Genomic DNA, 11,678 nt, shown 5'->3' on the forward strand with positions numbered 1-11,678 from the left:
TTCTTAAACAAGGGATATTTTTTACATTTTACATGCTATTATTGTTCATATATGAAACAACTATTGATTGATGGAGGGAAAAGGGATGAAACGAAAGATTTTAGGTATTGCACCTTATGAAGAATTAAATCATTCCATGCATATGATCGGCGAACAATATCCGGAAGTGGAAACGACCATCTTCACCGCTGATCTGGTCGAAGGACAAAATCTTGCTGCTAAACTGTATACTGATGGCTATGACGCGATCATTTCTCGGGGAGGAACCGCTAAACTGATTCGCAAAGTTGTATCTTTACCGGTCATTGATGTCTCATTATCCATTTATGATGTTCTAAGTTCGATTCGGCTAGCAGAAAATTATACTCAAAATTTTGCGATCGTCGGCTATCCTAGCATCACCGAAAAAGCCCATTTGCTCTGTGATCTTTTAGGATACAAAATCGAGATCCACACCATCGATGAGACCATTGATGCCAATGAGATCCTTGATACATTAACAGAAAAAAATTATGAATTGATCTTATGTGATGCCATCACCAACCGCATCGCTCTTTTGAAATCTCTGAACACGATTTTGATCACTTCAGGATTGGAAAGCATCAAAAGTGCTTATGAAGACGCTTTGTCGATCATTGATCACGTCCAACAAGTCAAACACAAAAAAGAGATCCTCGAAAAAGGGATCTTGAGTCAACAGCAAGACTTGCTGCTTTATGATGATACGTATACCATTGAATTTTCTACATTAGAACCAGATTTTGCAGAAGAGATCCTCAAAGTTCTTCAGGCCAAACCAGAAAAGAAAGAAATCCAGCACTACTCGCAAACACAAAATAAGTATGTTTCCTTATTAATCAAACCGTATACTGTCGATCAGCAGCATTATCACAGCTGCGCTGTTCAAGAGAATAGCGCACCACCCGTAACCAACAAACTAGATATCACTTATCAGAAAAAAACAGAAGTCGCTGATAGTTTTTCAAAAAAGTTATTGTTTTCGCAATTTATACCTGAACACGTCAAGCATGAAGTGAAAAAATACGAAGATTACTATTCTTCTTATCTTGTCTTCGGGGAGAGTGGCACTGCCAAAAAAAATATTGCTTACCAAATTTATCTAAATCAGACCAAAAATACCAACTACCTGATCTCGATCAATTGCAAACTCGTCACAGATAAACTTTGGAAATTTCTAGTCAATGCCACCAATGGTCCCTTTGTCGACAGCCATAACACCATTTTCTTTGAGAATGTTGAGCAATTGAACGCAGCAGCAATCGAACGCATTGTCTCATTGATCAAAACCACCAATGTGCGGAACCATAATCAGCTGATCTTTACCTATGACAACAATAAAGCAGCGGATCAAACGACTTTCAACCGACTGGCAAGCCAATTAAACTGTGCGAAAATCTATGCACCAGCGATTCGGGAACGAAAAAATGAATTAAGTATCATCACGACATTGCTTTTGAATAAAATGAACATTGCCTGCAACAAAGAAATCATGGGCTTCGAGCCGAAAGCCCTCGAATCATTCATAGCTTTTGACTGGCCTGGCAATTTCGATCAGCTGCAATACTGTATCAAAGAATTGGTGGTCAATGCCCGCACCCATTATATTACCGAACACCAAGTCACAGAATTGCTGAACAAAGAACGACTGGTTCAAAATTTTACCCATCTCAAGGATCATTTTACTGCCAAAAATCCTTTACATCACCCCACGTTGTTTGACTACACCAAAGAAATCATTTTGAGCGTGTTAGAACAAAATGAAGGCAACCAGACCAAGACAGCGAATCAGTTAGGAATCAGCAGAACCACCCTCTGGCGCTACCTGAAAGAAGAGCAGTAAGTTGTAGTGAGTGACCACCAAAACGAAAAATCCCTTGCTAGCACTTCTGAAAGAATAGTCGAAAGTGTAAGCAGGGATTTTGCCCTGTTCATTACTTCTGATTCTCTAAAAACGCTTTTCACTCATAACTAGCCATGATCTTTTTGATACAGTCTAAATAATCCTTCCGCAATATCTCTGGGGAAATAATTTCTACGTGTTCACCGAAGCCGAGAAAATAATTGGTCATAAACCGCAATTCTGTCTGATCGAATTTCCCTTCGATCCACGTTCCCGTTTCTCTTTGGCAAAGAGACATATTGGAAAATGGATGCTTCAAAAAATATTCTTTCCCTGTTTCACTGACCTTAGCCTTGAAGGGAATGTTTCGATAGGTTTGCATTTGCTTCTGGTACGAATCCAGCAACTCCTCTTTTGCATACAAGGTTTGATAGGATGTTTCCACCACGATCGATGCCATAAAATCGCAACGGTAGGTCCGCCATGCTTCTTTTGTTAAATCAAATGCCGTACAATACCAGTAGCCATCCATTAGAATCAGTCGAGTCGGCAACAGCCGTTTTTGTTGCGAACCGTAGCGTGTATACTCCACTGTGATGATCGCATTTGTCAAAATACATTCAAACAACTGTTCCAAATTTTCAGTCGTGGCGATTTGACTGATTCCTTCATACTGCACACAATCCAGCATAGTCGCGATTTGCTGCTGTTTCTCCTTTGGGAAGGTATGCAACAATTTTTCTTGTAGCTGGCCATAAGTAGCGCCAAATGGTGAATCGGTCAATAATTTCAATAGTTGTAAGGAATAAAAAATGGCGAAGACCTCTTTTTCGCTAAAGTAAATGGGCGGCAACAACGTATTTTGCAAGACCTGATAACCACCATAGCGTCCATTCTCGACATATAGTGGCACCCCTAGTGCTTCAAGTTCTTGAATATCACGAAGTGCTGTGCTCTTTGAAATAGCAAAAGTCTCCATCAATTCCTTTAAATGAAAGACTTTCTTTTCATTGATATAAAACATTTCTTGTTGGATTCTTTCTGTTTTTTTCATATTCTCCTCCAAAGGTGTCATGAAATGAAACCATTAACTGTTACAGTTAGTTTATCATAGAGAAAAGGAGAATTGATTATGGCATCCATCGATGTAGCACTTTTTTTGACCTTAGAAGGAAAAGGAACAGAAGCACTGGCTTTCTATCAGGATATTTTTGATGGAAAACTATTATTTAAAATGACGTTCCAAGAATTTAAAACCCAATTGGCTCCCGATACTGTGATTGAAACTGGCACCGAGCATTGGCTTTCCCACGCAGTACTGCAAATAGGCCAGACGCAAATGCAGTTGACAGATCAACCCATTGATCCTAGGATTCCTTGCCAGCAAGGAAATACCTTGTCATTGAGTGTCATTACGGATACGATCGAAAAAGCACAAACCATTTACGAGAAATTGAGCCAACACCAATTGAGCAAGATCTATCAGTCTCCTATTCAAAATGAATTTGCGGACTTCTATGCCATCTTGCAAGATCCGTTTGGTTTGGTCATTCAAATCACCAAAGAAAAAACACTTTCTGATGAGTAGGAGGAAAATCAATGCGTCAGTATCAAACAAAAGCAGAATTGATCCAAACCATTCAGGATACGTTTCAAAAATACATCACCGAATTTGAGGAGATTCCAGAAGAATGGAGACACCAGCACCATGATGAGGTAGATAAAAGTCCCTCTGAAAATTTGTCTTATCAACTAGGGTGGCTCCATCTTCTATTAGACTGGGAAGCCCAAGAAAAAAACGGCGTTGCTGTGCAAACACCAGCAGCAGGCTATAAGTGGAATCAGTTAGGTGCACTTTATGATCAATTTTATCAGCGCTATGGGCAGCTTTCCCTAAAAGAACAACAACAGCAGTTGACCCAACTGGTGGAGGAACTATGCCAATGGATCAGCACACTATCAGATACCGAACTGTTTGAGCCCGGACAGAGAAAGTGGGCTACAACCAAAGCACAATGGCCCCTGTATAAATGGATCCACATTAATTCAGTGGCGCCATTCACTAATTTCCGAACAAAAATCAGAAAATGGAAACGATTGGTGATGGCCTAAAATGCGGCAATCAGAGAAATTGATGACTGCATTATTGAAGATGCACCATATAGCTGGCCCCACTAAGATTCAAACGGAGAGACAAAACAGCGTGTATGAAGGTATGACTTTCGTTGTTGGAAACACGACTTTTCGTAGCTGTCTGGCGAAGAAAACACCAAAGAAAAAAGGCTATTTCACTGCATTGTGGGAGCACCCTCATGAAAAGAATCAAGCTTATTCATTAAGCGGCTATCCAGACAAACTAATGATTACTGTCCTTGATGGCAAGCAAAAAGGTCAATTTGTCTTCCCATCTTCTGTTCTTGTCGCCAACGGCATCATCAAAACAGAAACAACCGCAGGGAAAATGGCTTTTCGCGTGTATCCACCATGGGTGCAGGACTTAAATCCTTCCGCATCCCTAACACAAAACTGGCAAACGCCTTATTTCCTCGATTTATCTGAACCTCTCAAGCAGACTGAAACCCTAGAAAAGTTTTACTTTCACTGAAAAAAGGCTTAGAAGATGTCTGCGCTTCTGAGCTTTTTCTCTCATCCCGTCTCTAATTTCCTTTATTAGCAAAAATCTCATTTTCCCTTTGACAGATTCCAAACTATTTTGTATACTAGATAAAACAATTTAAATATTCTGAAAATTTAGACAAAGGAAGTGATTGAATGACTGTTAGTAGAAGAGAGGCAATTATTTTATTATTATAGTCGGGACTGTTTGAGTATTTTATTCAAAGAGTCCCTATTCACATTGCACCAGAAGAACAGAGAATCTTCTTGGGTGGAATGTTTTTTTATACCCTTTTTAAAGCTTTGCTTGTTGAAAACTTTTGCTGGTAGCTGTGCTGGTTTTCTATTGATTCCTCTGATCCGCAGCATCTCAGGTGTTGGAAACGGTGATAGGATTGCTAGTCCCTTTACGTCAAGATGGAAGGAAAGTCTTAATGAATACAATAAATTCGATTGCCAAATTTGTGAATAAATACCTGATTTATCTCATGGTCCTTTTGATGCTGATCTCCTACCTGTTTCCCCAACCATTTTTGTGGATACCTACGCGCACAACAACGTTACTAAGCATCATCATGTTTTGTATGGGAATGACGTTAAATGTCACTGCTTTTAAAATGGTGGTGATTCAGCCAAAAGCTTTTATTTTAGGTTTATTGATCCAATTTACCATCAGCCCGCTTGTTGCTTATGGCTTGGCACAGCTTTTCGGATTATCCTCCGGACTGATCATCGGTTTTGTCTTGCTGGGTTCTGTTTCAGGAGGAACCGCCAGCAACGTGATGACCTTCATCGGCAAGGGAGATGTCGCATTGACGGTCTCTTTGACCACTGTCTCCACGCTAATGGCAACGGTGGTGACCCCTTTTCTTGTCTATTTTTTAGCTGGACAGTATACAGAAATCTCATTTTTCGCCATGCTTTTGTCGGTTTTGCAGATGGTACTACTGCCGATTCTTTTAGGGATCATCGTCCACAAGCTTATTGCCAACTATATCGATGCGTGGATGCAGGCTTTTGTCTTAGTCTCTTCCGTCAGCATCCTTTTGATCGTTGCAGGAACCGTGGCGAAAAACGGGGCAGTGATCGTTCAGTCTGGAATAATCGTCATCTTTCTTGTCTTGTTGCATAATCTTATCGGTTACGGTGCAGGCTACGGGATTAGCCGCCTACTAGGTGTCAGTGACCAACAGGCCAAGTCGATCATGTTTCAATTAGGAATGAAAAATACCGGATTAGCCATCTCCTTAGCGAATGCTCATTTCGCCACGATCGCAGCTGCCGTTACTCCAGCTGCTGTCGGCATGATCATTCATCAGATCACAGGACCAATATTAGCGAATATCGTCGCAAAGAAAGAAGGAAAACAATATGAGTCAAAGTATCTTTTTGCCAAATTATACGATCGGAACAGACGCTTACGAAAAAGTAAATGATATCGTTAAAAGTTATGGGACAAAAGCTGTTCTGATTGGTGGAAAAACAGCACTAGCGAAAGCAGAGCACAAAATCAAGTCTGCCTTGACACAAGACGTATTCGTCATTGACAGCCTATGGTATGGTGGAAATTCTACCTATGAAAATGTAGCACGCTTACTGCAGGAAGAAAGTGTCCAAGCAGCAGAGGTCCTATTTGCCGTTGGAGGCGGCCGTGTGTGTGATACCGTCAAAGTCGTAGGTGAGAAATTAGCCAAGCCCGTCTTCACATTTCCGACGATTGGCTCAAATTGTTCTCCCGTTACAGCCGTGTGCGTGATCTACACCGAAGCAGGCGAAATGCATGGCTTGTTCTTTCCTTCAAAACCGCCGGTCCATGCCTTTATTGATACAGCTATTATCGCCGCAGCGCCGGATAGTTACCTGTGGGCCGGCATCGGTGACGCCTTATCGAAAGAAATCGAAGCCACTTTTTCTTCTAGAGGGGATCAATTGGATCATACCGATGCATTAGGCATTCAGATCAGCAAAATGTGCACGGAGCGCTTATTGACCTACGGCACGCAAGCGTTGAAAGACAGTGCCGCCAATCGCCCCTCGGATGCCATCCAACAAGTCGTCTCAGATATCATCGTGACCACCGGACTCGTTTCTGTCTTAGTCATCAACGACTACAACTCTGCCATGGCTCATTCGTTCTATTATGGTACGACTGTCCTGGAAAAAATGGAGAATTATCTGCACGGGGCTTCTGTCAGCTATGGCGTTCTAGCATTATTGATGATGGATCAGCAAACCGAACTCTTTCAACGAGTCTATGCTTTTATGAAAGAAAACAAACTGCCCGTCTGTTTGGCTGACATGCACCTCAATGCCCAATCAGACTTGGAAGCCATCTTAGATAAAGCCATGACCACCAACGACATTGTTCATGTACCTTATCCCATCACTCGCGAGATGTTCCAGCAAGCCATTCTTGCTGTAGAAGCCTATCACGCCAGACAAGAAAAGCAGCAGTACACTACTATTGGATAAATACCACGAATAAACCAAGAATCTTTCTACCAACAAAGTAAGCAAAAAAGAGCAGCTCGAATTAACTCGAGCTGCTCTTTTTCTATTACGCTTATCAATTAGCTAAGGAATTCGTTCATTTTCAACTAATCGTGGTCTTATCGGCTGAACAATCGTTGCGCCATTCTACTACCTTTTGGAAATAGTCATTTGTTATGAGAGAGAAACGACTGACCAATTACTTTGGCGGATGATCGCCGATAGTGATAGAATCTCTCCTTTCTCAATGAGTCGTTTTGTCCAGTGATTGGATCACTTCTCTAAGTTGGCTGCAGGATTGGGCAAATTTTTGCTTCTCGGCTGGGTCGATATTCAGCTCAATGATTTCCCGCACCCCTCCTTGGTCAACCACCGAAGGGACACCTGTAAATAGATCCTTTTCGCCGTATTCCCCATCGAGATAGGCAGAGACGGGCAATACTGCTTGCTCATTGTTCAAGATTGCTCGAACGATTCTGGCAACACTCATACCGATACCATAGAAGGTGGCTTTTTTACGATTGATGATCTCATAAGCGCTATTTTTCACCCGATCAGAAATGGTTGTCAGATCTTCGACAGTCAATCGATGGTTTTTGACGATAAACTCTAGCAACGGTTTTCCCCCTACTGTCGTATGTGACCAGACTGCTACTTCAGAGTCCCCATGCTCGCCAATAATGTAGCCATGGATACTTCTTGGGTCAATCTCTAATTTTTGCGCCAATTCTTTACGGAATCTGGTGGTATCTAGCGTTGTCCCAGTTCCAACGACGCGGTTGCTTGGCAGACCCGATGCTTGCCAAGCAACGTGTGTCAATACATCCACAGGGTTAGAAGCAATGACTAAAATTCCATCAAAACCTGACCCCATCACTTCTCTTACAACACTAGTCATGATCCCCGCGTTGACATCGATTAGTTCCAACCGTGTTTGTCCTGGTTTTTGGTTGACACCTGCCGTGATCACCACGATATCTGCATCCTGGCAATCAGTATAGTCGCCAGCCCAAACTTTGATGTTTTCCTGGGCCCATGACATCCCATCCAATAAATCAAGGGCTTCTCCTTCCGCCTTTTCACGATCCACATCGATCAAAACCAATTCATTGATCAGCCCTTGGTTGATCATTGAGTAAGCAATACTTGTTCCTACAAATCCAGTTCCAACGACAACTACTTTTCTACTTGTATTTCTCATATGAACCCACATCCTTTTCTATTATTTAGAAACAATATGACTTTCATTTATCCCGCAATAACAACAATTTTCTTACTCTAACTTACAAAGACACGTCCATTAATACCTTAACATTCATGATCTGCGATCAAACTCTTTGTTTGACTATACAAATGAACGAAGTATTTCAGCAATACATAGCAAACCATTGCGATAGCTAATACTGTTTCAACTATACTCAATAACTCAGTCACTCCAAATAAAATTGGGCGATCCATAAAGAATTGAGAAGACTTGAACATTGCTGTTGCTGAAATGACTAATGGGAATGTGAAGGCTGCATAACTTGGATAAAAGCCAACTTCCAGCATTTTTTTCATGTAAAATACCACGCAGAAATAAATTGCTTGGGACAATACCAGCATCAAAGCTACAAATAAAGCCGATCCTTCTTTAAAGACTGACAGATAGCCAGCTAAACAAAGGGAGCCAGGGGCGGTCAAAATCGTGATCAAAGGTACTGCTGAAGCTTCTGTCATCTTTTGGAACATAATTCGTTTTAGAATCACTGGTAGTAGAGCAAAATATAGAACCAGTGCAATCCATACAACGATTTCCCCAAGCTCTTTGATAAAGACTGCTGATGTATTTGGAATCACTCCAATGCCGACAAAAGTAATAAACCAGCTTGGATACACATATTCCAACGTAATGTCGACAGGTAAAATATGAACGACAACAAAATAAGTCATGAGACCCAAATGCAACCCGATTGATGTCAGCCATAGCAAGTCATTCATCAGTAAATTAGGAAATACTCGCTCCAACACTACCGAGATCACCATCAAAGACATGGTAAAAGTAGGTGCAACAGAAGCGATGATTGGATTTTTCAAATCCGCTAATGTGTTTTTAAATGTGAAAAACAGCTTAAGAAGGAACAATCCCATAATCAAAATACCAATCAAACAAAAGATATTGCCGATTGCTTCGAACCCTTCGGCAAACAATAAATTTCCTAACGAAACCGTTCCTAAAATCAACCCACAAATAGGTATCGGAATTGCATTCAAAAAATTTTTTAGTGCTTGATTCATTGATCCATCCTTTCTGAACGATTAAAAATTTCTATCGTACTTGTGTTATCTTTTGTAGTCATCTATAATATAACCACGAATTAACTATTTGTAAAATAACGATTTTATATATCCGTTATAAATTATATTAATAGAAAAAGGTGGGATTCTTTTGTTTGAACTATTAAAAACATTCGTTGTCGTTTATGAAACTAGGAATTTTAGTGTTGCCGCCAAACAAATGTTTAAGACCCAGCCAACCATCTCCGTCCAAATTCAAAAATTGGAGACCGAGTTAGGATTCAAACTCTTTGAACGCAAAGGAAAACAATTGATTCTACCCACGAAACAAGCAGAATTCTTGTACCCTAAAGTGGTGGATTCGTTAAATTCGTTAGCTAGTGTCTTTGCACAAGCTAAAAATGCCAAAAATTTCAAGACGGACTGCGTATTGGCTTGCTCCAATACAACTGGTGTTCACCTACTCCCAACGATCATGGGCCAGCTGATCGAACACTTTCCATTCATTGCTTTCGAAATCAAAATCATGAATTCTCAGGAAGTCATTGATGCCGTGGAAGCCAACAAAGCCCATATCGGACTGATCGAAAAAGCCATCGTCTCTCCTTTGATCCAAAAAGAGTTCGTCTATAAAGACGAACTTGTTCTAGCAGGAGATATTGATTCCGATTTCTGGATCCTCAGAGAGAATGATTCCGGAATGTACTATATCAATGAAACGTATCTTTACTCGAATCATTTGAACCCGCAGATCATTAAAGCCAACAATAGCGAAATGATTCTAGCACTACTGGAGAATAACATCGGCAAGTCGATCATTTCCAAACTTGCCCTCACAGACACATTGAATTGGCAAGAACTAGCCCCAGAATACCGTTACCGAGACCTGTTTATTATCCAGAACGTCCAAAGCCCCTACCCAGAAACAGCCGCAGTTTATGATGTGATCAAAGACTTACTGATTCAGCTGTCGGAAGAGGCAGATGCATAAGAAAGCAACACAAAAAGCAGCTCACCTACTTATGAGCTGCTTTTTATTCCTATCTCAAAATTATCTGAAAAAATGTTTTTATTAGGGTGATTAGCAAGGTTGTCAATTATAGATTTCAGCTACAAAACTTAACATTTTTTTGTCTCTTAAGCATTGGATAATCCCCGGTACACCCTACCAAACAGCAAGAGATAATGAAGCGTTTCAATGATCCGTAAAAATAGCAAAAAGATTTCCTGAATGATTAATCAACTACATTGCCGACAAATTAACTAACACTTACTTGCTCATTTTATCTTGTTTTTACTTTACTTATTGGAAGAACTTGCATGTCTATTATGACTAATTGGAGCAGTTCTTGTATGGATTTTTATTACTGGAAAAAACACTCTTCCTCTATCTTCTATCCCCTACCAACACTTGCCATCGTTCATTCGTCTTCAACCAAGAAAAGGTTTCTTCATCACTAAACATGCGGAATAAATTCTCGTAAAGCCCGTTAACGAAGTTGCTGTCGATTTCCTTAAATGTCATGTGTTCATACAACGTTGAGTGGGTGAAATCATTGGTTTTAGCAACACTGGCGATGATTTTCTCCATTGTTTCAACCGTTCTCTCCGCGTCTTTTTCTGCGATGGCTAAGTCAAGATCACTGGATACCTCGTGATATTCCCCCATTTCAAATAATTTTGCTAATTCTGACTGTTTCTTTATTAGCAGATGTGCCTTTGCATTATTCACATCCTTCATAGCCAAAAGATATAATTGTTGGAATACCATACTCATCCTTTGATAACCAGAAAACAGCAGCTCCTCATAAGCTTGATAGGCTTCCGCTACTCGTCCGGTCTTACTGTAAAGATAGGCTTGTTTGATTTTTCTCTCTGGGTTCTGATTGGAAAAATAATGGAGGTAGCTTTCTGCTTTCTCGTACGCTTCTTTTCGTACGTAAAATCCAAACAAAGAATCGGCTGCTCGATTTCTGGTATCTTCATCCCGACTTTCTAACGCCCGTTCGTACCAACGATGAATGTGCTTCTGGTATGTTTCTTTAGCGGGAACAGCTTGTTCCAATAGCTGTACATCTAAAAGCAGTGCTACTTGGCCAATCAATTGTTCACAATTTGGGTAGGTATCCAAAATTTCTTTGGCCCAGCGAAATACATCTTCAAAAGGTTGATTTTTAAGCTTACGATCCAGTTCACGAATAATCTGATTGATTTCGGTTACCGTGAGTTCTTTTTCAAATGAGAATAACGTATCAAGACTAATATCTAGTAAGCGTGCAATTGGCGCTAGCAACAAGATATCTGGATGTGAATGCCCCTTTTCCCACTTATTTACTGCTGGCGCTGTCACACCAAGGCGCTTGGCTAACTCTTCCTGTGTTAATCCTTTTTTCTTCCGGTACTGGCGAATCACTTCCCCCATTTCCATCGCTGT

Annotated in this window: 11 protein-coding genes; 7 read left to right on the forward strand and 4 right to left on the reverse strand. The window is 40.7% G+C overall.

The window, feature by feature from the left end; translation table 11 throughout:
- Positions 1–85 precede the first annotated feature (85 nt).
- On the forward strand, positions 86–1,861 hold the full coding sequence (locus tag FE005_RS03915) for a sigma-54-dependent transcriptional regulator (protein ID WP_138371361.1): 1,776 nt from the start codon (positions 86–88) through the stop codon (positions 1,859–1,861).
- A gap of 118 nt (positions 1,862–1,979) precedes the next feature.
- Here the strand turns inward: FE005_RS03915 and FE005_RS03920 are convergent, their stop codons facing one another.
- Positions 1,980–2,915 carry a YafY family protein gene (locus FE005_RS03920; protein WP_138371362.1) on the reverse strand — a complete coding sequence of 312 codons (936 nt, stop codon included), beginning with the start codon at positions 2,913–2,915 and terminating at the stop codon, positions 1,980–1,982.
- 78 nt (positions 2,916–2,993) lie between these two features.
- Between FE005_RS03920 and FE005_RS03925 the strand changes: the two genes are divergently transcribed.
- From FE005_RS03925 to FE005_RS03945, 5 genes are all read left to right on the forward strand, one after another.
- Positions 2,994–3,449, forward strand: coding sequence for a VOC family protein (locus tag FE005_RS03925; protein ID WP_060815327.1), 456 nt, complete (start codon positions 2,994–2,996; stop codon positions 3,447–3,449).
- An 11-nt stretch (positions 3,450–3,460) separates the two neighbouring features.
- Positions 3,461–3,973 carry a ClbS/DfsB family four-helix bundle protein gene (locus tag FE005_RS03930; RefSeq protein WP_003128966.1) on the forward strand — a complete coding sequence of 171 codons (513 nt, stop codon included), beginning with the start codon at positions 3,461–3,463 and terminating at the stop codon, positions 3,971–3,973.
- 22 nt (positions 3,974–3,995) lie between these two features.
- The gene (locus FE005_RS03935) at positions 3,996–4,466 is read left to right on the forward strand and encodes a MepB family protein (RefSeq protein ID WP_113850266.1); all 471 of its coding nucleotides are present in this window, start codon (positions 3,996–3,998) and stop codon (positions 4,464–4,466) included.
- A 445-nt stretch (positions 4,467–4,911) separates the two neighbouring features.
- On the forward strand, positions 4,912–5,913 hold the full coding sequence (locus FE005_RS03940; RefSeq protein WP_081131143.1) for a bile acid:sodium symporter family protein: 1,002 nt from the start codon (positions 4,912–4,914) through the stop codon (positions 5,911–5,913).
- Positions 5,849–6,949: an iron-containing alcohol dehydrogenase family protein gene (locus tag FE005_RS03945; RefSeq protein ID WP_113849035.1), complete on the forward strand. Its 1,101-nt coding sequence runs from the start codon at positions 5,849–5,851 to the stop codon at positions 6,947–6,949. The genes FE005_RS03940 and FE005_RS03945 overlap by 65 nt, the downstream gene beginning before the upstream one ends.
- 262 nt (positions 6,950–7,211) lie before the next feature.
- Here the strand turns inward: FE005_RS03945 and FE005_RS03950 are convergent, their stop codons facing one another.
- The gene (locus tag FE005_RS03950; protein ID WP_003128957.1) at positions 7,212–8,168 is read right to left on the reverse strand and encodes an L-lactate dehydrogenase; all 957 of its coding nucleotides are present in this window, start codon (positions 8,166–8,168) and stop codon (positions 7,212–7,214) included.
- Positions 8,169–8,275: 107 nt separating this feature from the next.
- Complete coding sequence (locus FE005_RS03955) at positions 8,276–9,244, reverse strand: TDT family transporter (protein ID WP_113849034.1); 969 nt, start codon at positions 9,242–9,244, stop codon at positions 8,276–8,278.
- A 151-nt stretch (positions 9,245–9,395) separates the two neighbouring features.
- Here FE005_RS03955 and FE005_RS03960 point away from each other — a divergent pair, with 151 nt between their 5' ends.
- Positions 9,396–10,235, forward strand: a complete 840-nt coding sequence (locus tag FE005_RS03960) for a LysR family transcriptional regulator (RefSeq protein ID WP_021150732.1) — start codon at positions 9,396–9,398, stop codon at positions 10,233–10,235.
- Positions 10,236–10,631: 396 nt separating this feature from the next.
- On the opposite strand, the gene FE005_RS03965 is transcribed toward FE005_RS03960, so the two are convergent.
- Complete coding sequence (locus tag FE005_RS03965) at positions 10,632–11,672, reverse strand: helix-turn-helix domain-containing protein (protein ID WP_138371363.1); 1,041 nt, start codon at positions 11,670–11,672, stop codon at positions 10,632–10,634.
- Positions 11,673–11,678 lie beyond the last annotated feature (6 nt).

The sequence above is a fragment of the Enterococcus sp. M190262 genome (genome assembly GCF_005843965.1).
Classification (GTDB): Bacteria; Bacillota; Bacilli; order Lactobacillales; family Enterococcaceae; genus Enterococcus_D; species Enterococcus_D gallinarum.

Excerpts from the sequence above, each read along its gene's own strand:
- FE005_RS03915 (WP_138371361.1), top strand. The coding sequence starts at position 86 with ATGAAACGAAAGATTTTAGGTATTGCACCTTATGAAGAATTAAATCAT.
- FE005_RS03920 (WP_138371362.1), bottom strand. The coding sequence starts at position 2,915 with ATGAAAAAAACAGAAAGAATCCAACAAGAAATGTTTTATATCAATGAA.
- FE005_RS03925 (WP_060815327.1), top strand. The coding sequence starts at position 2,994 with ATGGCATCCATCGATGTAGCACTTTTTTTGACCTTAGAAGGAAAAGGA.
- FE005_RS03930 (WP_003128966.1), top strand. The coding sequence starts at position 3,461 with ATGCGTCAGTATCAAACAAAAGCAGAATTGATCCAAACCATTCAGGAT.
- FE005_RS03935 (WP_113850266.1), top strand. The coding sequence starts at position 3,996 with ATGACTGCATTATTGAAGATGCACCATATAGCTGGCCCCACTAAGATT.
- FE005_RS03940 (WP_081131143.1), top strand. The coding sequence starts at position 4,912 with ATGAATACAATAAATTCGATTGCCAAATTTGTGAATAAATACCTGATT.
- FE005_RS03945 (WP_113849035.1), top strand. The coding sequence starts at position 5,849 with ATGAGTCAAAGTATCTTTTTGCCAAATTATACGATCGGAACAGACGCT.
- FE005_RS03950 (WP_003128957.1), bottom strand. The coding sequence starts at position 8,168 with ATGAGAAATACAAGTAGAAAAGTAGTTGTCGTTGGAACTGGATTTGTA.
- FE005_RS03955 (WP_113849034.1), bottom strand. The coding sequence starts at position 9,244 with ATGAATCAAGCACTAAAAAATTTTTTGAATGCAATTCCGATACCTATT.
- FE005_RS03965 (WP_138371363.1), bottom strand. The coding sequence starts at position 11,672 with ATGGAAATGGGGGAAGTGATTCGCCAGTACCGGAAGAAAAAAGGATTA.